The following is a 24816-nucleotide window of genomic DNA, read 5'->3' as shown; positions in this document are numbered from 1 at the left end:
GAAGCTTACTACTTCGCACCTACTGATAGGGAACATGAACGGGATGGGGATTGGGCACGCCACTTTTTGGCGCAATATCTCATGCCCAATCAGGAAAAGATTGGAGTTACTATGAACATCAAGAGCCTTCTTCTTGGCTCCGCTGCTGCGCTCGCAGCAGCAACCGGCGCTCACGCGGCGGACGCTATCGTCGCCGCCGAGCCGGAGCCCCTCGAATACGTTCGCATTTGCGACGCCTATGGCGCCGGCTATTTCTTCATCCCGGGCACCGAAACCTGCCTCAAAGTCGGCGGCAAGCTTCGTACCGAAGGTGAATGGTACAATGCTTATAACCGTGACAGCAAGCAAGGCACGCTCTGGCACACCCGTGCGGAGTTGAATGTCGATACCGCGACCGACACCGAGTACGGCCCGCTGAAGACCGAAACCATCGTTCGCTGGGACTGGAACGACGGCGGCTCGACGAGCACGAACCTGCTGTGGTCGTATATCAGCCTCGGTGGCTTCACCGTCGGTAAGAAAGACTCGGCCTATAACCTCTACATCGGTTACGCCGGCGACGTCATCAACGACGACGTGGTCTATGACGGCCCGTATGAACTCAACCAGTTGACCTACAACTACGACGCCGGCAACGGCTTCACGGCTGTGATCTCTCTGGAAGACAGCAATTCCAGCGGCACGGATTCTTCCTCCTATGGCTCAAGCTGGTGGACGGACGACAAGACGAATCACTACGCTCCTGACGTTGTCGCCGGTGCGGGCTACAAGGCTGGCGCATGGTCCTTCAAGGTCGTCGGTGGTTATGACTCCATCGTCGAAGAAGGTGCCGTCAAAGCTCGCGTCGATGCCGACTTCGGCGGCTTTACGGCCTTCTTGATGGGCGGCTACAACACGGACGGCGACAAGCTGAACAAGTATGCCGGCACCAACCAGGATGTCTCCGCCTGCACCACGTCAAGCGGCACCGTCAATGCCTCCAAATGCGGCTGGGGTGACTGGGCCGTCTGGGGCGGCGTTGGCGTACCGGTCAACGACAAGCTGAAGTGGAACTTGCAGCTCGCCTATACCGACTCGAAGATCTTCGAAGCAACGACGAACCTGAAGTTCAACCCGGTCAAGGACCTGCTCGTCGAGCCGGAACTGACCTACGTTCACTACGACTACGTCAAGGACGATACCGTCGCTGGTATTCTCCGCTTCGAACGCAACTTCTGACCTGATCTGACTTGACCTCCGATCAGAGAAGAGAGGGGCCTGGCTTTCCCTGCCAGGCCCCTTTTTCATGCCTGATCCCGGCCACCTGCCGCCCGCAACGGCTCGCCCCCTTCCCTGCTCCCGCAAATCCGGGCATCACAATCGTATTGCGTGTTGCCATGGGAACCATATTAACCTCAAAGTGGAACATTACCGCGCTCGCGGCGTTTGCTCACTGAAAAGGGATATGGTTCAAACAAAGGAGTCGGTGCTTTGAAAAAATTTGCTTCGATTGCCCTGGCCGCTTCGCTGGTCATGGGAACAATGCTGGCCGCCGTGGTTCCGGCAAGAGCGATGCCGGTCACTAACTCGCCCTCGACCAGCGCTTCCGATATCGTTCTGGTTCAGGAACGCGGATCTCGGCGTAACCAGGATTTCGATAATGGACGGCGGGATTGGCGCGAGCGCCACCATGATCGCCGCCATTGGCGCGAGAGTCGTGACCGCCGCTGGGATCGCCGTTCGGACCGTCGCCGCAATTGGGGTGACGACCGGCGCTATGATGACCGGCGCGACTACCGTCCGCGCCGCGGCGGTGTCATCTTTGAAATCCGCCCATGATCTAGGATGCGTGATCAGGATGGCGAGTGCGATGAATTTCGTTAGCGATTGATCGATAAGACGACGATCGCCAATCCGGCCTTCTTACGTACCCCATAAAACATTCCGGCCGCTGTCGATAAGAATTCGACAGCGGCCGGTTTAATTTGTCGCCGGTAAGCGCCACCGGCGTAAACACTGACGCCGAATTAACGGCAGACGCGTTCCTTGCGAATGACCCAGTGGCCGTGAACCTTGTGCTTGACCGTCTTCACGAAGCAATCGTGATGATGACGATGGAACGGAGCAGCCTGCGAAGGCGTGCTGACGGCGACGAACGATGCCAAGGCAACGGCGGAAGCGAGAATCAGGTTTTTCATGTCGAACCTCTAAAGCATTGGGGGACTATGCTGCGCGATTGCGCCCGCCTTTGATGCGCCGATTCACCTTAACGTTACATGAATGTATCCTCACGTTTTCGAGAGCGATCATGCCGTGAAGTCAAACGTACCGGAATGATAGAGATCGCGGCCGTCGGCGGGAAGGCCGGCGGCTTTCTCAGCTCCCATGTGACCTCCATCTGGAGATCTCTGAAATATGGAAATCTACTTCCGGCGGCGATCCCGCAATGCATCGATTAATCGGTGCACCTTCTCGGTCGCGTAAACGATATCTTCCCTGGGCAGATGCACGGTGATTTCGATCTCTTGCCATCGCCCGCCTTGATCTTTTGCATAGCGGACGGCGGCTTTGAGGGAATTGAATTCAACTGCGGGAGCGTCAGCAATCCAGAACTGCACGGTGCATTTCGCTTCACCATAGTCTGAAAGGGCTTTGAGTGGGTCTAGGGCCATGCCGCGAGCTTTACACCGTTGGCAGTTCGTTGGCTACTGGGGACGAAACCACCGGCTTCCTCTGTTATCGCGGGGCGATGGACCGCCACCGGACGCCTTAAAGTCGAAAATGGTTGTCTCAATCCATTCGGTATCGAGGGCCTTGCCAGAGCTGGCGAAAGCGCCCACCGATCTGGCCGAACATCAATTATCCAAAGACTAAAAAGGGGGAGAGAAAGAGAAGAAATAAGTGCCTGCTACCGAAAAAATATCAAGATAACAGGCACTTATGTCTAAAAATGGCTCCCCGGGCCGGATTCGAACCGGCGACCTGTCGATTAACAGTCGAATGCTCTACCGCTGAGCTACCAGGGAATACCGCTTGGCGCGGTGTGAGTGGGCTAATACAAATGCTTTCCCGATTTGCCAAGCGATTTTTTCGAAAAAAGCGATTTCTCTTGTATTATTTTCGTCATCTACCATCTCTTGTGGATGACTGACCAAAGCAGAACCACAGAAAATAGCGGTCGTAATGAGGGCAAAAAGGCCCGCCGTTTCGGCATAGACCCCGGCACAGGCGAGCTTGTCATAGGCTCCATCCGCATTCCGCTCCCCAGATCCCGGCTTGCTCGCATTGGTCTCGGCATCGCGTTGATTTTCGGCGGCCTTCTCGGCTTCCTGCCCATCCTCGGCTTCTGGATGCTGCCGCTCGGTTTCGTCGTGCTGTCGCATGACCTGCCGGTCGTGCGGCGCTGGCGCCGTCGCTTTGCCGTGTGGTGGACAAGACGGCGCCGTCCGGCGAACTGATTCCCGCTCCTTTACTTTGAGGACATAGCTCTGGCCGGGTTGCCGACCACGGTCGCGCCCGCCTGCACGCTTTTCGTGACCACCGCGCCGGCTCCGACAATTGCGCCGTCACCGATCGTCACGCCGCCGAGAATAATGGCGCCACCGCCGATCCAGACAGCCTTGCCGATCTCGACCGGCCGCGCGATTTCCTGCCCGGCGCATCGCAGCGCCGGATCCCTGTGATGTTCCGGGCAATAGATCTGGACGCCCGGCCCCAGCATGCTGCCTTCGCCGATGCGCACCGAAGCGCTGTCGAGAATGGTGCAGCCGGCATTCAGATAGACCCTGGGACCAAACCAGATGTTGATACCGTAGGAGCAGTGAAACGGCGCCTCGATAAACAAGCCCTCGCCGGCGCCTGCAAAAAGCGTCGACAGCGCCGGGCCGAAATTGCCGCGCTGTAGGGGCGGCATCGTGTTGTGCTGATGCACGGCATTGCGAGCCGCCACACGCAGGGCGTCCAGCTCGGGGTCGAGGCAGCAATACCATTCGCCCGCCGCCATCTTCTGCCGTTCGCTCTGCGCCATTGACTGGCCTCCTCCAATGCTTTGGTTGTCGTGAAGAGACGATCTTGCATCATGACAAGTGTGAACGGCAAGACGCGCCCATCGCTCAGCCCGCACTACCGGGGAAAGCCGCCTGCACCATGGACATTTCCCCGATCATCAATGTCAGCGGATGGAGCGCGATCAGGGCAAGTATAGCCATGATCAGGAACAACTCCTTCATTATATAGCGCTCCATCCCGACAAGACACGGGATCGGCGACGCATGTCCGTCCCTCCCGAGATCACCAATATTAGACAAACATCAAGTTACGCTTGCCGTGCCAACTGTGCCGTCGGTTCAATTCATCCGCAACAGGTCTTTAAAAGCGCTTGTAGGGACGAAAAACCGCCTCCGAGCGGGAGATTCGTATCCACAACAAACTGTCACACAGCATGTCTATAACGCCGCTACCGCGGGCTTGCCCAAGACCATCGGTTCCGAGCTTTCAAGAGGGAAATAGGGATTATGTCGACACTTAAAAACTGCATTTCGGCTGCCGCTGCCGGCGCCATGAGCTTAGCGCTGGCTCTGCCTGCTGCTGCCGCTCCGACCAAGTTCGATTTCTGGTTCGGCCTGTCGGGCGATCTGGAGCGCGTCGTTCAGACGATGTGCAAGAACTTCAACGAATCGCAGAAGGACTATGAAGTCTCCTGCGTCAGCCAGGGCAGCTACGACGCCACTCTGCAGAACACCATTGCCGCCTTTCGCGCTGGCAAGCAGCCGACAGTCGTTCAGGTTTACGACGCCGGCACCGCGACCATGATGCTCTCCGGCGCCTATTATCCCGCCGGCAAGCTGATGTCCGAGAACGGCTATAAGATCGACTGGAACGATTACTTCCCCGGCATTGCACGCTACTACGCAACGTCGAAGGGCGAACTGCTCTCCTTCCCGTTCAACTCCTCGACCGCCCTGCTCTACTGGAACAAGGACGCCTTCGCCAAGATCGGCAAGACGGAAGCTCCGAAGACCTGGGAAGACGCCGCCGCCGACATGAAGGCGCTCAAGGGCGCTGGCTACGATTGCCCGATGGCCATCAATATCTCCGGCAACGAAAGCTGGCAGCTGATGGAGCAGTTTTCGGCGCTCCACAATCAGCCGATCGCCACCAAGAACAACGGCTATGACGGCCTCGATGCTCGTCTGACGGTCAACAAGACCTCGTTCGTCAAATACGTCACCGACCTCAAGAGCTGGTACGATCAGGGCCTCATCAAGATCAAGTCGAAGGATCTCGGTCAGGACATGGTTCAGGCCTTTGCATCGGGCGATTGCCAGATGATCATGACGTCGGTCGGCGATCACGGCACGGTCGGCAAGACGCAGAAGGCCGGCATGAGCTGGGATGTTGCCGAACTTCCGGTCTACGCCGGCACCGAGCGCAAGAACTCGCTCGTCGGCGGCGCTTCGCTCTGGGTTCTCTCCGGCAAGTCCGCTGATGAATACAAGGGCGCCGCTGCGTTCCTGAACTTCGTCCACGACCCCAAGACCGCTCTCTTCTGGTCGAGCAACACCGGCTATATCCCTGTCACGAATTCCGGCTTCAATTTTATGAAGTCCTCCGGCTTCTACGACAAGGCTCCCTACAAGGGCCGCGAAGTCGCCATCGCCAGCCTGACCGCTTCCGAACCGACCCCGATCACCCGCGGCATCCGTCTCGGCAACTTCACGCAGATCCGCGCTGAGTTCGGCAACCAGATGCAGGCTATCTTCGCCAACAAGGTCGGCGTGCAGGAAGGCATCGACAATCTGGTCAAGAATAGCGACGCCGTCCTCGAGCGCTTCGAAGCCACCTACAAGGGCAAGCAGCTCCCGTAAGCTACAAGCCACGACAGACAGCGTCCGCCGGGATTTCCCCGGCGGACGTTTGTCATGACCGAGAATGGCATCAGACCAAAGCCGGAAGAAGCAATGGAAAAGCGTACGACTTTCAGCAAATGGAGTGTCGGCATCCTGTTCGCAGTGCCGCAGCTCCTCCTCATCTTCACCTTTTTCTATTGGCCAGCCGGCCAGGCGATCTACTGGTCGCTGACGCTGCAGCAGCCCTGGGGCGGCGGCAATATCTGGGTCGGGCTCGACAATTTCAGATCGATTCTCGCCAGTGCCGATTACTGGAACTCGGTCACGATCAGCATCACTTTCGCTGCCATCAGCACCGGCATCGCCATGGGCGCCGCGTTGGTACTTGCAGCGCTGACCGACCGGCAGCTCCGAGGGTCTAAATTCTACAGCGTCGTGCTCATCTGGCCCTACGGCATCGCAGCTCCCGCATCGGCGATGGCCTTCCGCTTCATCCTGGCACCGGAAGCCGGCCTTATCTCCGTGGTCAACCAATGGTGGCCAGGGATCTGGGATCCGGGCCTCAACGGCGCAGACGCGATGGCCTGCATTATCGCCGCCTACTCGTGGAAGTATATCGGCTACAGCTTCATCTTCTTCCTTGCCGCCTTCCAGGCCATTCCACGCTCGCTAATCGAAGCGGCGGCGATGGACGGCTCCAGCGTTCTCCGGCGCTTCTGGGATATCCAGTTCCCGCTAATCACACCGACGATCTTTTTCCTGCTGGTGATCAACATCACCGAGAGCTTCCAGGATTCCTACGGCATCGTCGATATCATGACGAGCGGCGGGCCGCACAACTCGACCAACCTCATGGTCTACAAGATCATTTCCGACGGCTTCAAAGGCCTCGATTATTCCGGCGCGGCGGCGCAGAGCATCGTTCTGATGCTGCTGATCATCGTGCTCACCATTTTCCAGTTCCGCTTCATCGAGCGGCGCGTTCATTATCGTTGAGGCTGACATGGTCGAGCGCACCCCAATCCTGAATTTCCTCACCCATGTGATCCTCTTCCTCGGCTTCGTCGTGGCAGCGGCGCCGATTGTCATCGTGGCGATCGCCGCTTCCCACAATATGGTCGACGTCAATCAGGTGCCGATTTCGTTGATCCCCGGTACCGATTTCTGGGCCAACATGAAGACGGCCTGGACCACAGCCGATCTCGGCCCGAAGCTGCTGAACAGCCTGATCTTCGCGAGCGGCGTGGCGGCGGGCAAGGTGATCCTTTCGGCACTCACCGCCTTTTCGCTGGTCTATTTCCGTTTTCCCGGCCGTAATGTCATCTTCTGGCTGGTCTTTGTGACGCTGATGCTGCCGCTGGAAGTACGTGCAGTGCCGACCTATGCGGTCGTCTCCAATGCGCTGTCGCCATACCAGGCGATCCTCGACGTCACCGGCATCAGCTGGCTCATCGAGAAGGTTACGGGCATTCAGATCTCGCTGAACCTGGGACTGCTCAATTCCTATCCCGGCTTGATCCTGCCGCTGGTTGCCACGGCGACCGGCACTTTCCTCTACCGTCAGTTCTTCTTGACGATACCGGACGAGCTGACCGAGGCCGCACGCATGGACGGCGCCGGATCGCTACGCTTCTTCATCGACATCCTGATGCCGCTGTCGCGCACCAATATGGCAGCACTCGGCACCATCATGTTCCTCTGGGCCTGGAACCAGTATCTGTGGCCGCTGCTGATCACCACCGATCCGTCGCACGCAACCGCAGTGGCCGAACTTAAGCAGCTCATCCCGAACGCTGGCGGCGGCCTTCCCGAGTGGCATATCGCCATGGCCGGCACGCTGATCGTCATGCTGCCACCGCTCATCGTGGTCGCCCTGATGCAGCGCTGGTTTGTTCGTGGCCTGATCTCCACCGAGAAGTGACCGGGATGCCTGTCGTGCCTCCCATAGGGCACGGCAGGCTCTTGACGGCGACCTCATAGTGGGTTGCGATTGGCGCCATGACAGCCAGGATCATTTTTCTCAATGGGGTCGGTAGCGCGGGCAAGAGTTCGATTGCCAAGGCATTGCAGACCATCGCCTCTGAGCCCTATCTGCATGTCCAGATGGATGCCTTCATCGACATGTTGCCGGAAGCCTATCAGGAACATCCCGACGGCTTTTCCTACGAAACGACCCTGGAAAACGGAAAACCGTTCGTCGCCATCGATACCGGTCCGATCGGCGAAAAAGTCATGCGCGGCATGCGGCACGCGATTGCCGCCATGGCACGGCAAGGCAACAATCTCATAATCGATGACGTGCTGTGTGACGGCGGCGAGATGCCGGAATATCGAGCGCTGCTATCGGACTTCCGGCTCGATATTGTCGGGATCTTCGCGCCGCTTGATGTGCTTGAGGCCAGAGAACGGCAGCGCGGGGACCGGATGATCGGGCTGGCGCGATGGCAATATGGACGCGTTCATCGCAATATCCACTACGATCTGGAAGTCGACACAAGCAAGGCGACGCCGATGGAATGCGCCACACTGATCAGGGATCGGTTCGGCCTCTAGGCCAAGCTCCGCCTTCACCTGACAAAGAAAAGCCCGGAAACCTGTCAGGATTTCCGGGCGCACTTGCTGAAAATTGATATCTGAAATTAGTTCGCCATGACCTTGAGGGGCGTGACGGTGGCAATCGCGTCTAGTCTGAGCCCGGTATCCTGGGCGAAGAGATGGATGTGCGGCTGCGGTAGCTCTAGCGCCACGGCCTGACCGGTTTCACCGGATGTATGGTCGGCGACCGCCACGGCGAAGCTGGAGCCGTTGATATCGCAATGGATGACGCGGCCGGCGCCGAGCTCCTCGACGAAATCCACGGTCGCAGGAACGGCGCCGGGCGTGCCGGCCGGCACCAGACGAACATGTTCCGGGCGAATGCCGAGAGCGACCGTCTGGCCGGCATGGCGCTTGCCGATATTGGCGTCGATGGAGAACGGCAATCCGTCGAAGATGAACTGCTCGCCATTTGCCGAGAAGGTGCCTTCGAGGAAGTTCATGGCCGGCGAGCCGATGAAGGAGCCGACGAAACGGGTGCGCGGCGTGTTATAGACTTCAAGCGGCGTGCCGACCTGCTCGACATTGCCCTTGTACATGACCACCAGCTTGTCGGCGAGCGTCATGGCCTCGACCTGATCGTGAGTCACGAAGACAGAAGTAGCGGACAGACGCTTGTGCAGGCGACGGATTTCGACGCGCATCTGTACGCGCAGCTTGGCGTCGAGGTTGGAGAGTGGCTCGTCGAAGAGGAAGACCTTCGGTTCGCGGATGATGGCGCGGCCCATGGCAACGCGCTGGCGCTGGCCGCCGGAAAGTTCGGCCGGCTTGCGGTCGAGGAAATCCTCGAGGCCAACGATGCGGGCCGTTTCCTTGATGCGGCGGTCACGCTCCTCGCGCGGCACGCCGGCGACCTTCAACGCATAGCCCATATTGGCCGCGACGTTCATGTGCGGGTAAAGCGCGTAGTTCTGGAAGACCATGGCACAACCACGCTCGCGCGGCTCAAGCTGGTTGACGACCTTGCCATCGATGACGATCTCACCCGAGGTGATATCCTCAAGACCGGCGATCATGCGCAGCAGGGTAGACTTGCCGCAGCCGGAAGGTCCGAGAATGACGACGAATTCGCCGGAACGGAAATTCAGGTCGACGCCATGCACGACCGGATTGCGTCCATAAGCCTTGCGAACCTGCTCGATCCGGATTTCTGCCATCTTGTTCTTCCCTGCCTGTCATCTCTGGGCCTGCCAGTTGGCTGGACTGCTAGCGAACTTGCATTACAGAACGGTGACAACAATCCTTATATCATAGGACGCATCGAGATTTTCTCAGGAGAGTTGCGAGCGTTATTTCATGGCGGTAGGCGCGGCAAGGAACTATATCTCCGCCAAAACCGTATGTTGTTGCGGCTGCAATGAAATAGATGAAAACGCGAAAGAACCATCGGCCTAATCAATGAGATCATCGCAAAACGAGCCGAAGCCCATCCTCTTGTGGTTTCGCAAGGACCTACGGCTCGACGACAATCATGCCTTGCAGGCGGCGGCGATATCAGCACGTCCCGTCATCCCCGTCTATATTCGAGAGCCGGAAGCGAACGGCTGCGGACCGCTCGGTGCGGCACAGGAGTGGTGGCTCCATCATTCCCTGACCGCCTTGCAAGACAGCCTCCACGAGCTCGGCAGCAAGCTCGTTCTCCGGAAGGGCGACGCACTCGCGGCAATTGAAAAGCTTATCGAAGAAACAGGCGCCGAGGCCATCGCCTGGAACCGACGTTATGACCCAGCCGGCATAGCGATGGATATTCAGGTCAAGAAAGCATTGCGCGACGCCGGCATGGAGGCAAACAGCTTTGCCGGCCAGCTTTTGCACGAGCCGTCGCGCCTGCGCACGGGCACCGGTACCCCCTACAAGACCTATACGCCGTTCTGGCGGGCCTTGGAGCAATCCGGCGAACCGCCATTCCCCGTCGATGCGCCCGCAAAACTTGACGCACCCAGCCACTGGCCTCAATCGGATTCGCTCGGGTCATGGTCACTGCTGCCCACCAAACCCAACTGGGCCTCAAGTTTCGCGGATATCTGGACTCCGGGCGAAGCCGCCGCCCGTGAGAGGTTGGATGATTTCATTGAAGCCGCTCTCGATGGTTATGCTGTCGATCGCGATTTTCCCGATAGGCCGGCAACCTCGCTGCTTTCGCCGCATCTGGCGCTCGGCGAGATTTCCCCAGCCCGGATTTGGCACGCCACGCGAGGTCTTCCCGAGAAAATCCCGACAGACAATATCGTGCGCTTTCGCAAGGAGATTGCTTGGCGGGAATTTTGCTATCACCAGCTTTTTCAGTTTCCCAAACTCAACTCCGCCAACTGGAACGACCGATATGACGATTTTCCTTGGCGCTCGGATGCCGAGTTGTTCGACAGGTGGCGGCGCGGGCAAACCGGGTATCCGATCGTCGATGCCGGCATGCGGCAGCTCTGGCGTCACGGCTGGATGCACAATCGCGTTCGCATGATCGTCGCCTCCTTCCTGATAAAGGACTTGCTGATCGACTGGCGCAAAGGCGAAGCCTGGTTTCGCGATACGCTTGTCGATGCCGACCCGGCGAGCAATGCTGCAAATTGGCAATGGGTAGCAGGGTCCGGCGCCGATGCGTCGCCCTTTTTCCGCATATTCAATCCGGTGCTGCAGGGCGAAAAATTCGATCCGGATGGCGGCTATGTCAGGACTTTCGTGCCGGAGCTGGCAGATCTCGACAGCAAATATATCCACCGGCCATTTGAAGCGCCTGAAAACGTGCTTCAGCGCGCAGGCATAACGCTTGGTGAGCACTATCCCCTGCCGATCGTCGATCACGCCGTGGCACGGCGACGTGCCCTCGACGCACACGCATCGCTGCGAAACGAAACCTGATCGCTTACTCAGCCGGATGCGGAGCCGCCCGTGCGCCAACGGACTGACGTTTGCCACCGCTGACAATGCGCCGGACAAGGCGGAAATAGAGGCTGTACGGCAGGAGCTTCATGAGTTTCATCTTGTAGGTGAAGCTCTTCGGGAAGGTGATTTCGAATGACGGCGATTTCAAGCCGGCTGCGATCGCCTCGGCGGCGTCATCCGTCGACATCAGTCCCGGCATCAGAAATTTATTCTTCGCGGTCAGCGGCGTCTCGATGAAGCCCGGCGTGACCAGCTGGATGCGGATGCCGACGCGGCCAAGGTCGAAATTCAGGCTTTCGGCCATGTTGATCAGAGCCGCCTTGGTGGCGCCATAGGCGGCACCTCCCGGCAAACCGCCATAACCTGCCGCCGAGGAGACGATCGCGATCTGGCCGTGTCCCCTTGCCCGCATATGACGCACCGCCGGCACCAGACAGTTGACGACGCCGTGCAGATTGACGGCGAAGCTGCGGTCGAACACATCATGGTTCAAATCTTCGGCACGCGCCGGCAAATAGATGCCGGCATTCAGAACGACCAGCGCCAGCGGGCCGTGCTGGTATTCGATTGCCGCGACGGTGTGCTCCATATCCTCGGCATTGGTAACGTCGCCGTCGAGCACGACGATGCTGCCCGAAAGGTTATTCGCTTCCGTCTGCAGCTCCAGCAGCTTGTCATGACGGCGGGCGGTGACAGCGACTTTGTAGCCCTCGCCGGCAAGCTTCAGCGCCAGCGCCCTGCCGATCCCGGAGCTGGCGCCGGTGATCCAGATCACTCCATGTTCGGGACGGGCGATGAATGGGCTCATGGCTTTTCTCCTCGGCTGGTGACCTGCACGGATGCCGCATTCAGGCGGTCTTCCTCGGCATTTTAGGGCTAGCGCATCATTGTGGCCGCTTTCGGCCAGCATCCAGCCGGCGTGGTCGAAATCCGCATCGGATGGACGGAGGAGCGGACTTTCCGAAGGTGGCCAGGCCGGTCTTTCGCCGTCCGAAACGAATTTTGCGGCTCTGACGGGGAGCATGGAACAGAATTTCTTGCCTACACTGCCTTGTGAAGGGAAAAGACCATTCTTACAGTAGTGCTGAACAGAAGGCAGAGATTCCATGACCGTCCATCCCTCAGTCCTAGAAGCAATCGGCAATACGCCATTGATCAAGCTCAAGGGCGCCTCCGAGGCGACGGGCTCGACCATTCTCGGCAAGGCGGAGTTCCTGAACCCCGGCCAGTCGGTCAAGGATCGCGCCGCGCTCTACATCATCCGCGATGCGGAGAAGAAGGGCTTGCTTAAGCCCGGCGGCGTCATCGTCGAGGGTACGGCTGGCAATACGGGCATCGGCCTGACCCTTGTCGCCAAGGCGCTCGGCTACCGCACCGTCATCGTCATTCCGGAAACACAGAGCCAGGAAAAGAAGGATGCGCTGAAGCTGCTCGGCGCCGAACTCGTCGAAGTGCCGGCGGTTCCTTACAAAAATCCGAACAATTACGTGAAGCTTTCCGGACGGCTTGCCGAGCAATTGGCAAAGACCGAGCCGAACGGCGCGATCTGGGCCAACCAGTTCGACAATGTCGCCAACCGGCAAGCGCATATCGAGACCACGGCGAAGGAAATCTGGGTCGACACAAACGGCAAGATTGACGGCTTCATATGCTCGGTCGGCTCCGGCGGCACGTTGGCGGGCGTGGCCATGGGCCTGCATGCCTTCAACAAGGACATCAAGATCGGCATCGCCGATCCGGAAGGGGCAGCTCTCTACGAATTCTACAAGAATGGCGAGCTGAAATCCTCCGGCTCCTCGATCACAGAAGGCATCGGCCAGGGCCGCGTGACGGCAAACCTGGAGGGGTTCACGCCCGATTACGTCTATCAGGTCACCGATGCCGAAGCCCTGCCCTATGTCTTCGATCTCGTCGAATATGAAGGTCTCTGCCTGGGCGGTTCGACGGCGATCAACATTGCCGGCGCGGTGCGCCTCGCTAGGGATCTCGGCCCCGGCCATACGATCGTGACCATCCTTTGCGACTACGGCAATCGCTATCAGTCCAAGCTTTTCAATCCGGACTTCCTGAAATCGAAGGGCCTGCCGTTGCCGTCATACCTTGCGAAGAACGCCGACATTCCGATCCCTTACGAAAACCAAGCGTGACGTTATGCCGGTGAATGCCCTTTATCGTGACGATTTCTATCTTTCTACCGCCGAAGCCGTCGTCACCGCAATTCACGACGATAGGGGCATCGAGCTCGACCAGACCTGCTTCTACGCCACCTCGGGCGGACAGCCGGGCGACACCGGTTTCTTCGAGCGCGCCGACGGCTCTAAGATCATGCTGGGACAGACCAGACATGGCCCGATCAAGGATATCATCATCCATGTACCGCTCGAGGGCGAGGCGCAGCCTATCCTCGGCGAGAAGCTGGTGCTGCATGTCGACTGGCCGCGCCGCTACAGACTGATGCGTATGCACACGGCCTGTCACCTGCTCTCGGTCGTCTGCCAGTTTCCGATCACGGGAGCCGCCGTCGGCGAGGATGAAAGCCGGGTCGATTTCGACATGAGCGAGACGATCGACAAGGACGAGGTAACGGCGAGGATGATGGCGCTCGTCAACGAGAACCACCCCGTCTTCGTCCAATGGATCACGGATGAGGAGCTCGCGGCCAATCCGGGCATCGTGAAATCCAAGAACGTGCGCCCGCCTGTTGGCCTCGGCCGGGTCAGCCTTGTCTGCATCGGCGAGAATTCCGCCGTTGACAGCCAGCCCTGCGGCGGCACACATGTGTCGGAGACGCAGGAAGTCGGGGCAATCCATATCGCCAAGATCGAGAAGAAGGGCAAGGAAAACCGCCGCTTCCGCATTCGTTTCGGCTCGCCCACGGACGAAGCGTAGAGCCGCCCAAGTCCCAAATCCTGACACAACCCCAAAATTAAAAGTAGGCAGGGAGAGATCATCATGACAGCGGAGAAAAGCCGTTTCGTCGTATCCGCCGATTGGCTGCAGAATGAATTGGGCGCCAAGGATCTGCGCATCCTCGATGCATCCTTCTATCTGCCGGCGCAGAAGCGCGACGCCGATGCCGAATATGCCAGCGGCCATATTCCCGGCGCCATCCGCTTCGATCAGGACAAGATAGCCGATCATTCCACTGGCCTGCCGCATACGGTTCCCTCGCCGGAATTCTTTGCGGCCGAAGTCGGCAAACTCGGCATCAGCGAAAACGATCGCATCGTCGTCTATGACGGCCCCGGCCTGTTTGCCTCGCCCCGCGTATGGTGGCTGTTTCGCGCCGTGATGGGTGCAAAGAACGTCTTCGTACTCGACGGCGGCCTGGATGGCTGGAAGGCCGAAGGACGGCCGCTGGACACCGCCCTTCCCGCATTCGAGCCCGTGACCTTCAAACCGACTTTCAATGCCGCCCGCGTCGTCTCCTTCGACGAGATGCGCGGCATCGTCGATAGCGGCTCCCCGCAGATCGCCGACGCCCGCAGCGCCGGCCGTTTCGCCGCCACTGAACCGGAACCACGCGAAGGCATGCGCTCCGGTCACATGCCGTGCGCAAAGAACCTGCCATCGGGCGTCTTCGCCGTGAACGGCAAGTTCAAATCCCTGCCCGAGTTGCGCGAAACCATCGAGAAGGCAGGCATTGATATCGACAAGCCTGTCGTGACCACTTGCGGCTCCGGAATCACCGCCGCCATCATTACACTTGCGCTCGAATCGCTCGGCCATGACGCCAATCGGCTCTATGACGGCTCCTGGTCGGAATGGGGCAGCCGTTCGGATACGCCCATCGTTACCGGAAAAGACTGAGCGTTGCGCCCCGTGAAGACACCCTCGTCGCTCAAGGTCCATATCACCCGTCTGGAAATGACGGCGCCGCCCAAGGCGAGCTTGTCCGTGCCCGTCAACATCCAGACCGCGATCATGCGTTCGCCGGGCATTCCGCTGCCCTTTTACCGCTATCTCTATCGGCAGGTGGGCGCTCGCTGGCACTGGGTCGATCGGCTCCGTATGTCCGATGAGGAGTTGACGGCGCTCCTGCACAACGAGCGCAATGATATCAGCGTGCTCTACGTCAACGGCGCGCCGGCCGGTTTCTTTGAATATTTCCGCCAGGACGATGATACCATCGAGCTCAGCCATTTCGGCCTGATCGAGCACGCGCTTGGCCTCGGCATTGGTAAATGGTTCCTGCTGCAATCGCTCTACGCCATTTGGACCCTGAACCCGCAACGCGTTACCGCGACCACCAACAATCTCGACCATCCGCGCGCGCTTCAACTCTACCAGATGTTCGGATTCTCCCCGGTCTCGACCGGCGAAGGCATTGTGCGGCCGCTGAGCGACAAGGAGTTATTGGAGCTGGTGAAAAAAGCCTGACCGCAGGAATCGGGTGGCTTCACCCGTTCAGCAAGCGCATCACATGACGAACCTCAAAGGAGATTTGTCATGCCCACTATCGCTTTTGCCGCCATGCCCACGTCCGACGCCGAAGCCCTCTGGAGCGGCGGCGCGGATGCCTATGGTCACCAGCCGGAGACAATGACCTCCGACGGCCCCGGCCATCCCTGCCGCCATTGCCTGCGCAATATCGATGCAGGCCAAGAATTTCTCGTCTTCGCCTATCGGCCGTTTCCGGAGTTGCAGCCCTATGCCGAGACCGGGCCGGTCTTCCTGCATAAGATGCCTTGCGAGCGCTATGCCGCCGAGGAAGTCCTGCCACCAATGCTGACGACCAGCCCCGATTTCATCGTGCGCGGCTATGGCGAGAATAACCGCATCGTCTATGGCACCGGCGCCGTGACGCCGATTGGAAACATTCCCACCTATGCGGCGGAATTGCTAGGGCGCGATGGCATTGCCTATGTGCATGTCCGCTCGGCGCGCAACAACTGCTATCAATGCAGAATAGATAAAAAAGAGGCACCGGCATACGGTGATGCCGGCACCTCCATCTGACGTAGCGCGATGGGATTTACGCTACGTTCAAGACGCTTTCCGGCGCGAAGGCTTCGTAGCCCAGTGCCTCTGCCACCGGCTTGTTGGTGACGCGGCCCTTGTGCACGTTGAGGCCATTGCGCAGATGCTTGTCCTCGGCAATCGCCCGCAGGCCGCGATCCGCCAACGCCAGGCCGTGATAGATGGTGGCGTTGTTCAGTGCATGCGCCGAGGTGACGGGAACCGCGCCTGGCATGTTGGCGACGCAATAATGCACGACGCCGTCGACCTCGTAGGTCGGCTCGGAATGGGTCGTGGCATGCGAGGTTTCGAAGCAGCCGCCCTGGTCGATGGCGACGTCGACGATGACGGAGCCCTTTTTCATGCCGGTCAGCATTTCACGCGTGACGAGCTTCGGTGCGGCGGCACCGGGGATCAGCACGGCGCCGATGACGAGATCGGCGGAAAAGACCTCTTCTTCCAGCGCCTGGATGCTGGAATAGCGCGTATGGACGCGGCCGTTGAAGATATCGTCCAATTGGCGCAGGCGCGGCAGTGAACGGTCGAGGATGCTGACATCGGCGCCAAGGCCGGCCGCCATCTTGGCGGCATGCAAACCGACGACACCGCCGCCGATGATCGCCACCTTGGCCGGAAGAACGCCGGGCACGCCACCGAGCAGAATTCCAAGGCCGCCATTGGCTTTCTGTAGAGCGGTTGCGCCCGCCTGGATCGACAAGCGGCCGGCAACTTCCGACATAGGCGCCAGCAGCGGGAGGCCGCCGCGCTCGTCGGTGACGGTTTCATAGGCGATGGCGGTGACGCCGGAGGCGATGAGACCCTTGGTCTGCTCCGGGTCGGGCGCGAGATGCAGGTAGGTGTAGAGAAGTTGGCCGTCACGCAGCTGTGCCCACTCGGACGGCTGCGGCTCCTTGACCTTCACGATCATGTCGCACTTTTCGAAGATGTCCTTGGCGCTAGCGGCGATCTTCGCACCAGCCGCGATATAGGCGTGATCATCGGCGCCGATGCCGGCACCGGCCTTGGTCTCGACCCAGACTTCGTGACCGTGGGCCACATATTCGCGGACGGACGCGGGCGTCAGGCCGACGCGGTACTCGTGGTTCTTGATCTCTTTCGGGCAACCGACACGCATATCATTCCTCCCTGAATGCTCGTCCCGAATGAGACCACCTCCGCTTTGAAATGTCCTTGCAAAGAGAATTTGCCCGGCATTCATTTTTCGTGGATTATTGCGCAGAAAGAAAATTCTTCGAAGGATCTTCGAATGTTGGACCTAGACACCATGGATCGTTCGATCCTGCGGGTACTGCAACAGAACGCCAGGATCACCAATGCCGAGCTTGCCGAAAAGGTCGGCCTGTCGCCGTCCGCCTGTTCGCGCCGGCTTGATATACTGGAAAAGAGCGGCGTCATCGGCGGCTATCATGCGCGGCTGTCGCACAAGGCGCTGGATTACAAGATGATCGCCATGGTGCATATCTCGCTGTCCGGTCAGTTCGCAAAGACACTTTCGGAATTCGAGGCGGCGGTGAAACTGTGCCCGAATGTGCTCGGCTGCTACCTGATGTCCGGCGAATACGACTATATCCTGCGCATCGCCGCGCGCGATCTCGAGGACTATGAGCGCATCCATCGCGACTGGCTCTCGGCCCTGCCGCATGTGGTGAAGATCAATTCCAGCTTCGCGTTGCGCGAAATCATCGACCGGCCGAATGTCGGCCTGTGAGCGGAGCTAACGTAGATCCAGCAGCAAGGCGCGATGATCGGAGACTTCCGGTTCGGCGACGGCGTCGAACGCCACGACCTCGACCGTCGGCGTCACCAGCATATAGTCGGCGAAACGCGGCTCCTTGCGGTAATGAGAGGTGCGCGTGTCGCTATGTCCCCGCGAGGTGACGAGATCGGAAAGCCCCAGGGACGCCAGGGCCTCGAAGGTCACACTTCCAGGGAGGACGTTGAAATCGCCGCAAACGACCAGCCGCTCCTCTCCCGGCCATACCTGACGGATCAGGTCGACGAGCGCCTTCGCCTGATGCTGACGCGCTGGGGTGTCCCCCTTGCCTTCAGGGTCACGCAGGCCATGCATCTGGGCGATGGTGATAGGATAGCCGGCTTCATAGTCGAACAGACGGATACAATGGGCATTGCGCGACCGGGGATGCGGCCCCCAGCCGTCTGAAGAGAACTCCCCATGGACGAAGCCCAGAGCCTGGCCGATGACCGGATATGTCTTGCGAACGAAGGTCGCCAGACCGAATTCGGAAGCGATCCGCTGATCGCCATCGAAGAGCTCACCGCGCGCCACAGGGCAGAAAAAAGCGTCATATCCCGGAAGGGCGGCCTTGATCTCATCGAACAGATTGACCCGCTGCTGAAGTTCGACGCCGTGGTCGCGATAAATCAACCAGTCGGCTTGCACGCCCGGTGTCCGTCCCACCTCCTGGAGGCATAGAACATCCGCATCGACTTCGACCAGATACCGCATCAACGGTTCATGCAGCAGGCCGCCCCATACATTCAGCGAAACGATGCGTAATGTCATTGTCTTTGTGAAATCCCGGAGCGACGTGGCATGGGCGGAACAAACGTGAGATGAGGTTGTCATAACCCGACAGTTCAGCACGCGGCAAAAGTGGCAGAAGGTGGCTAGTTGCCCTTGAACAGCTCGCCATAGCTTTCGAGGTCGGTAATCCGCTTGTCGATCACGCCAGCCCGACATGAAACATAGTCCAGCACCGCCCGTTCCGCGCCCCAGTCGCCATTTGCATATAATTGGCAGGAGCCTTCCTTGTAGGTGTTCCAGAGACGCTGTTCCGCCAGAAGATCGGTTTTGGTTTGACCCGTCGCCTGTTCAAACACCTTCTTCCAGGTCGCGTTCAACTTGTCATCTTCGCGCTTCAGCCATTGTTGTCCGCAGCCGCCCCATGCCGCGTTGCTGCCGTCCGACTTGTCCATGCAGCTTTGCCAATCTTTTTCCCACCGATCGGAATCCTCGGAGAAAGCCGGGCTTGCACCGCCCGCTGCGAGCGTCAGAAAAACCGCCATAGCGGCTAATGATCGTGTAGATGCCTTCATCTATCTGCCTCCCGGAGAGTACTATAAGCCCACAGCGCCGCAGCCATCGGAACGTTTGGCTGATGATTAGGATTACCACTAGAAGAAGAGAGGCTGCAACAAGTGGGAGCAGACGTCGTCCAAAGCCTGATCTGGACCCCAGCACTTCCATTCGAGATTTTATGGCAAGGGCGCAAGCTTGATACCGAGGCTCGTGATTCCCGATTCGGAACGGATAATCGCAATTTTACCGATCATGCTAAACACCTTTCAATGCATGTCCGCTATCCGTGAGATGAATGATGCGCACGCGTCGAGGTGAAATCATGCAGTCATTTTCAAAACCGCCTGCCCAATACAATCTGAAGATCAAAGCGAGACGTTCGCAGCGCCGCCGCGTCCGGTTGGTGGGCCAGGTATGGTATCTCACGAAGGCGGTGACCGGCCGCGTGGTCGACCTTTCCGCCAGTGGCATCGCGCTGGACTTGCAATCCCCGACCCATGCAGCCGCCGGCAGCAAGGTTCGCGTCGAGTGCACGGACATCGGCATGCTCGACGGTATCGTGCGCTGGGTCCACAATGGCAGAATCGGCATCGAATTCGATCCATCCTCCAATGCCTCGGCTCTGGTCGCCTCCTATTTTCGCTTTTTCCACAAGGACATACAGCCGGTTCTCAGGCGCTGACGGCCTGTTTGCTCGCTGGGCGCCGGAACCACAATAAGCCTGTCATATTACAGGTGCACACCTTCAAAAATCGTCCTAATCTCCCTCACCCCCAGAGGTGATCGAGAACCGTAATTTATCGTTGAAGGAGTGTTTCATGTCTTCCATTCTGGAATTGCCCAGCATGTCGCGCCGTTCCCTGCTGCAGGGCCTTGGCGCCACAGCCGCGCTGATCGTCCTGCATCCCTTCGCTGCCCGCGCGGCCGGCAACCAGGCGCATCTGCGTCTCATGGAAACGACTGATATCCACGTCAACGTCTTCCCTTACGACTACTACGCCGACAAGCCGAACGACACGATGGGCCTATCGCGCACCGCGACGATCATCGACAACATCCGCGCCGAGGCCACCAATTCATTGCTGATCGACAATGGCGACGTGCTGCAGGGCAATCCGATGGGCGACTACATGGCCTATCAGCACGGCATGAAGGAGGGCGACGTTCATCCGGTCATCAAGGCGATGAACACGCTCGGCTATGAAGTTGGCACGCTCGGGAATCACGAGTTCAACTATGGCCTCGATTTCATGTTCAAGGTCCTGGGCGGCGCGAACTTCCCCTTCGTCTGCGCCAACCTGACCAAGGGCCAACTCGCCTCCGACCCGAAAAAGGACGACCTGTTCTTCAAGCCCTATCGGATCATCGAAAAGAAGATCAAGGACGGCGCCGGCAATGAAAGCACGGTCAAGATCGGCTTCATCGGCTTCGTGCCGCCGCAGATCATGCTCTGGGACATCAAAAATCTCGAAGGCAAGGCGCAGACGCGCGATATCGTTGAAGCCGCCAAGGCCTGGGTGCCGGTCATGAAGGAAGAAGGCGCTGATATCGTCATCGCCCTTTCGCACTCCGGCATCGACGGCAGTGCGCCCTCCGACAGGATGGAAAATGCCTCGCTCTATGTCGCCGCCGTTCCTGGCATCGACGCTGTCTTCACTGGCCACCAGCATCTCGTCTTCCCCGGCCCGAAGACCTGGGATGGCATCAAGGATGCCGATCCGGTCAAGGGCACGCTGCATGGCAAGCCGACGGTCATGGCCGGCTTCTGGGGCTCGCATCTCGGCCTGATCGACCTGCTCCTGGAAAAAGACGGCAACAGCTGGAAGATCGTCGACTTCACCGCCGAGGCACGGCCGATCTATCACCGCGACGACAAGAAGAAGGTCATCGCCGATGTCGCCGACAAGAAGGAAGTGGTCGAAGCCGCCAAGGCCGAGCACGAGGCGACGCTCGCCTATGTCCGCACGCCAGTCGGCAAGACCTCGGCGCCGCTCTACTCCTATTTCGCGCTCGTCGCCGACGATCCCTCAGTGCAGATCGTCAGCCAGGCGCAGATCTGGTACATCAAGGACATGCTGAAGGAGACCCAGTACAAGGATCTGCCGGTGCTTTCGGCAGCCGCGCCCTTCAAATGCGGCGGCCGCAACGGCGTCGACTATTATACCGACGTTCCCGCCGGCAATATTGCCATCAAGAACGTCGCCGATCTCTATCTCTATCCGAACACGGTGCAGGCGGTCGTCATCAACGGCGCGCAGGTAAAGAACTGGCTGGAAATGTCGGCGGCAATGTTTAATCAGGTGCAGCCGGGCGCCAAGGATGTCGCTCTGCTCAACGACAGCTTCCCATCCTACAATTTCGACGTCATCGACGGCGTCACCTATCAGATCGACCTGTCGCAGCCGCGCCGCTTCAGCGATGACGGCAAGCTCTTGAACGCCGATGCAAACCGCATCCAGAACCTGCAATTTAACGGCAAGCCGATCGACGCCGCCCAGAAGTTCGTGGTGGTCAGCAACAACTACCGTGCCGGCGGCGGCGGCAACTTCCCGGAGATTGCAGCCGACAAGGTCGTCTACAAGGCCCCGGACACGAACCGCGACGTCATCGTCCGCTATGTCCACGACCAGGGCACGATCAACCCGACCGCCGACGGCAACTGGACCTTCAAGCCGCTTCCAGGCACCACCGTCCTGTTCCCAAGCTCCCCCAAGGCCAAGGACTTCCTTGCCGAGGTGAAGAGCGTCAAGATCGAGGACGCCGGCGAAGGCACGGATGGTTTCAGCAACTTCCGGCTGGTTCTGTAGTCGGCTAACAGTTCTGCAAAAAATGGAAAGGCACCTCAAAGGTGCCTGCTCCCAACTGAAATGTGGAATTAAGCTAGAACAATGGTGCCGAACCCGCTTGCAGCACGAGTGTTGCGGGCGGTTCACCCGCCGAGAATATCGTCGTGAAGCATTCCGCAGACTCAATTGTTACGGAATGCTTTTTTTCAACGTCACGAAATTCGGTCGTAAAACTCCTGCTTTAATTGGGAGCTTGGCGACGGCGGGCTTGAGCGACTAATTAAGCAGAGCGGAAATGGGCGTCAAAAATTATCTGATCGAAGGCATTTCTGGCACCGGCAAAACCACGGTGTGTGAAGAACTGCAGAGACGCGGTTACCATGCCATCCACGGTGACCGAGAGTTGTCTTATCACGGCGATCCCGAGACGGGTGAACCGCTGGATGTCTCCGAGCAACAGCATGACATTTGGTTTGTGCACCAGCACCACATTTGGGATATGGACAAAGTCAAATCCTTGGTCGCTGATCAACGCAACCCGATCTCGTTCTTCTGCGGCGGCTCCAGGAATTTCCTCCGCTTTATTGACCTGTTTGACGGGGTTTTCGTTCTCGACATCGATTTAGACACGTTGAACAAGCGACTTGCCGGGAGACCAGAAGACGAATGGGGCGGAAGACCTAGCGAACGGGAATTGATTGCGCGACTGCACGCAACGAAAGAGGATGTTCCGCAGAATGCAATTAGCATTGACGCCACTGCGCCTATCGCACGCGTTGTCGACAATATTCTCTCGAGATGCAGAGTTGGCGATCGAGCGCCTCGAGTGTAAGGACGCCTGAACGGCCTGAGCAGGCACCGAACGAGCGCCTGCGGCCAATCGCAAAATTCGAAGTTGTGCGATCGATTTTTGCGACATCAAGTATTCAACATTTCAGTTGGGGCCGGCCTCAAAGGGTGCCTATTCTCATTCCGCCGCCAGCGGGTTCTCGGCGGGATGGTACACGTCCATCGCGGCCTTGAAGTCGACACGGTCCGGGCATTGCGACAGGCGTTCACGGAAGGCTTCGATCATCCAGGCGGCCGCCGGACCCGGGGGATTGGAGAGCTTGCGCACGGCATAGATCGGATATTCGCCCTGCTCATAGGCATCGAGGTCGAGATGCACGAGCCGGCCCTTCTGCAGGTCCTCATAGATCAGCGAAGCCGGCAACCCGCCCCAGCCAAGGCCACCGCGGATCAGTTGATGCTTGGTAGCGATATCGCTGAGGTGCCAGATCTTGTAGGACAGGACATTGAAATCGCGCCCCTTGGTGAGGTTCGAAGCATCGGTGACGACCAGTTGCACCTCTTCGCGGACGTCGGTGAGGTTTAGCGGCCGCTTGATCTGGGCGAGCGGATGGCGCGGCGAGGCGACCGGCATCATGAAGGAATGGCCGATGCGCTCGATCACCATGGAGTCGTCCTGCTTTATGACCGCGCCGCCGATTCCGATCGTCGATTTGCCGCTGGCAACCAGCTCCATCATCGTGCCGAGCTCGCCGGCATCAAGCCGCAGCGACACGGACGGAAAACGGTCACGGAATTCACTCAGGACGTCGACCGTGGCATTCGTCGGCACCATGACGCTGATGGCAACAGCCACCTCCGCCTCAAGCCCGGTCTTCAAGCCCTTGACCCTGGCGCGCATCAGCTGGAGATCGGAAAGGATGCGGCGTGCATCCTCCAGCATCACCCTGCCCGCATCCGTCAGCTTCGGCTGGCGCGAGCCCGAACGCTCGAACAGCGGCATTTCGAGCTGCGCCTCGAGATTGGCGATCGTATAGCTGATGACCGACTGCGCGCGGTTAAGCACGCGCGAGGCTGCGGAGAAGCTGCCGGATTCGGCAACGGTCAGAAAAACCTGTAATTGGTCAAGTGTTGGATTGGGAAGCATTGGCTATCCATTTTATCGATCATTCCAATCCATATTATCATAGTTTTTCTCGATAGCACTGAAGACTTATCTATGGATGCGAAACGTGGCCGGACTTCCCTACCGGTTATCGCAACCCATTGATAAGGAACATAGCATGTCCTCCATTCTGCTTCTGACATCCAGCCCGCGCTCCGACTCCTACTCCACCAAGATCGCGACCGAGCTTGCCGACAAGATCAAGGCCCAGAACCCGGGCAAGACGATTGTCCATCGCAATCTGGCCGGCGCGCCGCTGCCGCATATCGACGAGTTCTTCACGGCCGCCATCCGCACGCCGGCCGACGCTCGCACGGCTGAACAGAACGAAGCCATCAAGATTTCCGAAGCGCTGGTGGACGAGCTGCTCGCCGCCGACACGATCGTCATTGGCACCGGCCTCATCAACTTCAATATCTATTCGTCGCTGAAGTCCTGGATCGACAACATCGCCCGCGCCGGCCGCACCTTCACCTATACCGAAACCGGCCCGAAGGGCCTGGCTACCGGCAAGAAGGCGTATATCGTGCTCGCATCCGGCGGCGTCTATTCCGATGGCCCGGCTGCTCCGCTGAACCACGCCGTTCCCTACCTGAAGTCGGTTCTCGGCTTCCTCGGCATCACCGAAGTCGAAACGGTCTATGTCGAAGGTCTCGCCTTCGGTCCGGAAGCTGCTGAAAAGGCAATTGGCGCCGCTCAGGCCCGCGCATCCGAACTGGCACTTGCCGCTTAATTCGCAAGCACGACAGCAGA

The 24816-nt window shown here is 59.0% G+C and carries 27 protein-coding genes and 1 tRNA gene; 18 read left to right on the top strand and 10 right to left on the bottom strand.

Annotated elements, in window-relative coordinates; translation table 11 throughout:
• The first annotated feature begins 111 nt into the window (after positions 1 to 111).
• A complete protein-coding gene (locus tag HB780_RS14775) occupies positions 112 to 1218 on the top strand; it encodes a porin (protein WP_183692987.1) in 1107 nt (368 codons plus the stop codon).
• Positions 1219 to 1470: 252 nt separating this feature from the next.
• Complete coding sequence (locus tag HB780_RS14770) at positions 1471 to 1818, top strand: hypothetical protein (RefSeq protein ID WP_183692985.1); 348 nt, start codon at positions 1471 to 1473, stop codon at positions 1816 to 1818.
• 188 nt (positions 1819 to 2006) lie between these two features.
• On the opposite strand, the gene HB780_RS14765 is transcribed toward HB780_RS14770, so the two are convergent.
• The 3 genes from HB780_RS14765 to HB780_RS14755 all read right to left on the bottom strand — a co-directional run bounded on the left by HB780_RS14765 (position 2007) and on the right by HB780_RS14755 (position 3005).
• A complete protein-coding gene (locus HB780_RS14765; protein ID WP_183692983.1) occupies positions 2007 to 2177 on the bottom strand; it encodes a hypothetical protein in 171 nt (56 codons plus the stop codon).
• A 225-nt stretch (positions 2178 to 2402) separates the two neighbouring features.
• Positions 2403 to 2651, bottom strand: a complete 249-nt coding sequence (locus HB780_RS14760; protein ID WP_183692981.1) for a hypothetical protein — start codon at positions 2649 to 2651, stop codon at positions 2403 to 2405.
• Positions 2652 to 2930: 279 nt separating this feature from the next.
• Positions 2931 to 3005, bottom strand: a tRNA-Asn gene (locus tag HB780_RS14755).
• A gap of 117 nt (positions 3006 to 3122) precedes the next feature.
• Between HB780_RS14755 and HB780_RS33065 the strand changes: the two genes are divergently transcribed.
• Positions 3123 to 3437, top strand: a complete 315-nt coding sequence (locus HB780_RS33065; RefSeq protein WP_286203116.1) for a hypothetical protein — start codon at positions 3123 to 3125, stop codon at positions 3435 to 3437.
• A gap of 11 nt (positions 3438 to 3448) precedes the next feature.
• Here HB780_RS33065 and HB780_RS14745 read toward each other — a convergent pair whose 3' ends face one another.
• On the bottom strand, positions 3449 to 4006 hold the full coding sequence (locus HB780_RS14745; protein ID WP_183692978.1) for a sugar O-acetyltransferase: 558 nt from the start codon (positions 4004 to 4006) through the stop codon (positions 3449 to 3451).
• A gap of 487 nt (positions 4007 to 4493) precedes the next feature.
• On the opposite strand from HB780_RS14745, the gene HB780_RS14740 reads away from it, so the two are divergent.
• From HB780_RS14740 to HB780_RS14725, 4 genes are all read left to right on the top strand, one after another.
• A complete protein-coding gene (locus HB780_RS14740) occupies positions 4494 to 5846 on the top strand; it encodes an extracellular solute-binding protein (RefSeq protein WP_183692976.1) in 1353 nt (450 codons plus the stop codon).
• 93 nt (positions 5847 to 5939) lie between these two features.
• Complete coding sequence (locus HB780_RS14735) at positions 5940 to 6824, top strand: ABC transporter permease subunit (protein ID WP_183692974.1); 885 nt, start codon at positions 5940 to 5942, stop codon at positions 6822 to 6824.
• Between the two features lie 7 nt (positions 6825 to 6831).
• Entirely contained in the window at positions 6832 to 7749 is a 918-nt protein-coding gene (locus tag HB780_RS14730) for an ABC transporter permease subunit (RefSeq protein ID WP_183692973.1), read from the top strand.
• A gap of 77 nt (positions 7750 to 7826) precedes the next feature.
• Positions 7827 to 8381 (top strand): chloramphenicol phosphotransferase CPT family protein, encoded by a 555-nt coding sequence (locus HB780_RS14725; RefSeq protein ID WP_183692971.1) that lies wholly within the window; start codon positions 7827 to 7829, stop codon positions 8379 to 8381.
• A gap of 86 nt (positions 8382 to 8467) precedes the next feature.
• Here HB780_RS14725 and HB780_RS14720 read toward each other — a convergent pair whose 3' ends face one another.
• Positions 8468 to 9580: a sn-glycerol-3-phosphate import ATP-binding protein UgpC gene (locus HB780_RS14720; protein ID WP_183692968.1), complete on the bottom strand. Its 1113-nt coding sequence runs from the start codon at positions 9578 to 9580 to the stop codon at positions 8468 to 8470.
• A 241-nt stretch (positions 9581 to 9821) separates the two neighbouring features.
• On the opposite strand from HB780_RS14720, the gene HB780_RS14715 reads away from it, so the two are divergent.
• Positions 9822 to 11279: a cryptochrome/photolyase family protein gene (locus HB780_RS14715; protein ID WP_183692966.1), complete on the top strand. Its 1458-nt coding sequence runs from the start codon at positions 9822 to 9824 to the stop codon at positions 11277 to 11279.
• Positions 11280 to 11283: 4 nt separating this feature from the next.
• Here HB780_RS14715 and HB780_RS14710 read toward each other — a convergent pair whose 3' ends face one another.
• On the bottom strand, positions 11284 to 12111 hold the full coding sequence (locus tag HB780_RS14710; protein WP_183692963.1) for an SDR family NAD(P)-dependent oxidoreductase: 828 nt from the start codon (positions 12109 to 12111) through the stop codon (positions 11284 to 11286).
• 298 nt (positions 12112 to 12409) lie between these two features.
• Between HB780_RS14710 and HB780_RS14705 the strand changes: the two genes are divergently transcribed.
• The 5 genes from HB780_RS14705 (at position 12410) to HB780_RS14685 (ending at position 16262) form a co-directional block, all read left to right on the top strand.
• Complete coding sequence (locus tag HB780_RS14705) at positions 12410 to 13450, top strand: cysteine synthase A (RefSeq protein ID WP_183692961.1); 1041 nt, start codon at positions 12410 to 12412, stop codon at positions 13448 to 13450.
• A gap of 4 nt (positions 13451 to 13454) precedes the next feature.
• Positions 13455 to 14192 carry an alanyl-tRNA editing protein gene (locus HB780_RS14700; protein ID WP_183692959.1) on the top strand — a complete coding sequence of 246 codons (738 nt, stop codon included), beginning with the start codon at positions 13455 to 13457 and terminating at the stop codon, positions 14190 to 14192.
• 63 nt (positions 14193 to 14255) lie between these two features.
• Complete coding sequence (gene sseA / locus HB780_RS14695; RefSeq protein WP_183692957.1) at positions 14256 to 15113, top strand: 3-mercaptopyruvate sulfurtransferase; 858 nt, start codon at positions 14256 to 14258, stop codon at positions 15111 to 15113.
• 57 nt (positions 15114 to 15170) lie between these two features.
• Positions 15171 to 15683 carry a GNAT family N-acetyltransferase gene (locus HB780_RS14690; RefSeq protein WP_183697145.1) on the top strand — a complete coding sequence of 171 codons (513 nt, stop codon included), beginning with the start codon at positions 15171 to 15173 and terminating at the stop codon, positions 15681 to 15683.
• Between the two features lie 69 nt (positions 15684 to 15752).
• Positions 15753 to 16262, top strand: coding sequence for a DUF1203 domain-containing protein (locus HB780_RS14685; protein WP_183692955.1), 510 nt, complete (start codon positions 15753 to 15755; stop codon positions 16260 to 16262).
• 16 nt (positions 16263 to 16278) lie between these two features.
• Here HB780_RS14685 and ald read toward each other — a convergent pair whose 3' ends face one another.
• Positions 16279 to 17397, bottom strand: coding sequence for an alanine dehydrogenase (ald, locus tag HB780_RS14680; RefSeq protein WP_183692953.1), 1119 nt, complete (start codon positions 17395 to 17397; stop codon positions 16279 to 16281).
• 132 nt (positions 17398 to 17529) lie between these two features.
• Here ald and HB780_RS14675 point away from each other — a divergent pair, with 132 nt between their 5' ends.
• On the top strand, positions 17530 to 17991 hold the full coding sequence (locus HB780_RS14675) for an Lrp/AsnC family transcriptional regulator (RefSeq protein ID WP_183692951.1): 462 nt from the start codon (positions 17530 to 17532) through the stop codon (positions 17989 to 17991).
• A gap of 6 nt (positions 17992 to 17997) precedes the next feature.
• On the opposite strand, the gene HB780_RS14670 is transcribed toward HB780_RS14675, so the two are convergent.
• On the bottom strand, positions 17998 to 18807 hold the full coding sequence (locus tag HB780_RS14670; RefSeq protein ID WP_183692949.1) for an endonuclease/exonuclease/phosphatase family protein: 810 nt from the start codon (positions 18805 to 18807) through the stop codon (positions 17998 to 18000).
• Positions 18808 to 18911: 104 nt separating this feature from the next.
• Positions 18912 to 19220: a lysozyme inhibitor LprI family protein gene (locus tag HB780_RS14665; protein WP_286203115.1), complete on the bottom strand. Its 309-nt coding sequence runs from the start codon at positions 19218 to 19220 to the stop codon at positions 18912 to 18914.
• A 425-nt stretch (positions 19221 to 19645) separates the two neighbouring features.
• On the opposite strand from HB780_RS14665, the gene HB780_RS14660 reads away from it, so the two are divergent.
• The 3 genes from HB780_RS14660 to HB780_RS14650 all read left to right on the top strand — a co-directional run bounded on the left by HB780_RS14660 (position 19646) and on the right by HB780_RS14650 (position 22941).
• On the top strand, positions 19646 to 20005 hold the full coding sequence (locus HB780_RS14660) for a PilZ domain-containing protein (RefSeq protein WP_183692947.1): 360 nt from the start codon (positions 19646 to 19648) through the stop codon (positions 20003 to 20005).
• Between the two features lie 136 nt (positions 20006 to 20141).
• On the top strand, positions 20142 to 22130 hold the full coding sequence (locus HB780_RS14655; RefSeq protein WP_183692945.1) for a bifunctional 2',3'-cyclic-nucleotide 2'-phosphodiesterase/3'-nucleotidase: 1989 nt from the start codon (positions 20142 to 20144) through the stop codon (positions 22128 to 22130).
• A 274-nt stretch (positions 22131 to 22404) separates the two neighbouring features.
• A complete protein-coding gene (locus tag HB780_RS14650) occupies positions 22405 to 22941 on the top strand; it encodes an AAA family ATPase (RefSeq protein ID WP_183692943.1) in 537 nt (178 codons plus the stop codon).
• A 135-nt stretch (positions 22942 to 23076) separates the two neighbouring features.
• Here HB780_RS14650 and HB780_RS14645 read toward each other — a convergent pair whose 3' ends face one another.
• Complete coding sequence (locus HB780_RS14645) at positions 23077 to 24045, bottom strand: LysR family transcriptional regulator (RefSeq protein ID WP_183692941.1); 969 nt, start codon at positions 24043 to 24045, stop codon at positions 23077 to 23079.
• A 136-nt stretch (positions 24046 to 24181) separates the two neighbouring features.
• On the opposite strand from HB780_RS14645, the gene HB780_RS14640 reads away from it, so the two are divergent.
• Positions 24182 to 24796 (top strand): FMN-dependent NADH-azoreductase, encoded by a 615-nt coding sequence (locus HB780_RS14640; RefSeq protein ID WP_183692939.1) that lies wholly within the window; start codon positions 24182 to 24184, stop codon positions 24794 to 24796.
• Positions 24797 to 24816: the final 20 nt, after the last annotated feature.

It is taken from the genome of Rhizobium lusitanum, assembly GCF_014189535.1.
GTDB lineage: Bacteria > Pseudomonadota > Alphaproteobacteria > Rhizobiales > Rhizobiaceae > Rhizobium > Rhizobium lusitanum_C.
This window is presented reverse-complemented; position numbering and strand designations above follow the sequence as displayed.

Excerpts from the sequence above, each read along its gene's own strand:
- HB780_RS14775 (WP_183692987.1), top strand. The coding sequence starts at position 112 with ATGAACATCAAGAGCCTTCTTCTTGGCTCCGCTGCTGCGCTCGCAGCA.
- HB780_RS14765 (WP_183692983.1), bottom strand. The coding sequence starts at position 2,177 with ATGAAAAACCTGATTCTCGCTTCCGCCGTTGCCTTGGCATCGTTCGTC.
- HB780_RS14760 (WP_183692981.1), bottom strand. The coding sequence starts at position 2,651 with ATGGCCCTAGACCCACTCAAAGCCCTTTCAGACTATGGTGAAGCGAAA.
- HB780_RS33065 (WP_286203116.1), top strand. The coding sequence starts at position 3,123 with ATGACTGACCAAAGCAGAACCACAGAAAATAGCGGTCGTAATGAGGGC.
- HB780_RS14745 (WP_183692978.1), bottom strand. The coding sequence starts at position 4,006 with ATGGCGCAGAGCGAACGGCAGAAGATGGCGGCGGGCGAATGGTATTGC.
- HB780_RS14740 (WP_183692976.1), top strand. The coding sequence starts at position 4,494 with ATGTCGACACTTAAAAACTGCATTTCGGCTGCCGCTGCCGGCGCCATG.
- HB780_RS14735 (WP_183692974.1), top strand. The coding sequence starts at position 5,940 with ATGGAAAAGCGTACGACTTTCAGCAAATGGAGTGTCGGCATCCTGTTC.
- HB780_RS14730 (WP_183692973.1), top strand. The coding sequence starts at position 6,832 with ATGGTCGAGCGCACCCCAATCCTGAATTTCCTCACCCATGTGATCCTC.
- HB780_RS14725 (WP_183692971.1), top strand. The coding sequence starts at position 7,827 with ATGACAGCCAGGATCATTTTTCTCAATGGGGTCGGTAGCGCGGGCAAG.
- HB780_RS14720 (WP_183692968.1), bottom strand. The coding sequence starts at position 9,580 with ATGGCAGAAATCCGGATCGAGCAGGTTCGCAAGGCTTATGGACGCAAT.
- HB780_RS14715 (WP_183692966.1), top strand. The coding sequence starts at position 9,822 with ATGAGATCATCGCAAAACGAGCCGAAGCCCATCCTCTTGTGGTTTCGC.
- HB780_RS14710 (WP_183692963.1), bottom strand. The coding sequence starts at position 12,111 with ATGAGCCCATTCATCGCCCGTCCCGAACATGGAGTGATCTGGATCACC.
- HB780_RS14705 (WP_183692961.1), top strand. The coding sequence starts at position 12,410 with ATGACCGTCCATCCCTCAGTCCTAGAAGCAATCGGCAATACGCCATTG.
- HB780_RS14700 (WP_183692959.1), top strand. The coding sequence starts at position 13,455 with ATGCCGGTGAATGCCCTTTATCGTGACGATTTCTATCTTTCTACCGCC.
- sseA (WP_183692957.1), top strand. The coding sequence starts at position 14,256 with ATGACAGCGGAGAAAAGCCGTTTCGTCGTATCCGCCGATTGGCTGCAG.
- HB780_RS14690 (WP_183697145.1), top strand. The coding sequence starts at position 15,171 with ATGACGGCGCCGCCCAAGGCGAGCTTGTCCGTGCCCGTCAACATCCAG.
- HB780_RS14685 (WP_183692955.1), top strand. The coding sequence starts at position 15,753 with ATGCCCACTATCGCTTTTGCCGCCATGCCCACGTCCGACGCCGAAGCC.
- ald (WP_183692953.1), bottom strand. The coding sequence starts at position 17,397 with ATGCGTGTCGGTTGCCCGAAAGAGATCAAGAACCACGAGTACCGCGTC.
- HB780_RS14675 (WP_183692951.1), top strand. The coding sequence starts at position 17,530 with ATGTTGGACCTAGACACCATGGATCGTTCGATCCTGCGGGTACTGCAA.
- HB780_RS14670 (WP_183692949.1), bottom strand. The coding sequence starts at position 18,807 with ATGACATTACGCATCGTTTCGCTGAATGTATGGGGCGGCCTGCTGCAT.
- HB780_RS14665 (WP_286203115.1), bottom strand. The coding sequence starts at position 19,220 with ATGGACAAGTCGGACGGCAGCAACGCGGCATGGGGCGGCTGCGGACAA.
- HB780_RS14660 (WP_183692947.1), top strand. The coding sequence starts at position 19,646 with ATGCAGTCATTTTCAAAACCGCCTGCCCAATACAATCTGAAGATCAAA.
- HB780_RS14655 (WP_183692945.1), top strand. The coding sequence starts at position 20,142 with ATGTCTTCCATTCTGGAATTGCCCAGCATGTCGCGCCGTTCCCTGCTG.
- HB780_RS14650 (WP_183692943.1), top strand. The coding sequence starts at position 22,405 with ATGGGCGTCAAAAATTATCTGATCGAAGGCATTTCTGGCACCGGCAAA.
- HB780_RS14645 (WP_183692941.1), bottom strand. The coding sequence starts at position 24,045 with ATGCTTCCCAATCCAACACTTGACCAATTACAGGTTTTTCTGACCGTT.
- HB780_RS14640 (WP_183692939.1), top strand. The coding sequence starts at position 24,182 with ATGTCCTCCATTCTGCTTCTGACATCCAGCCCGCGCTCCGACTCCTAC.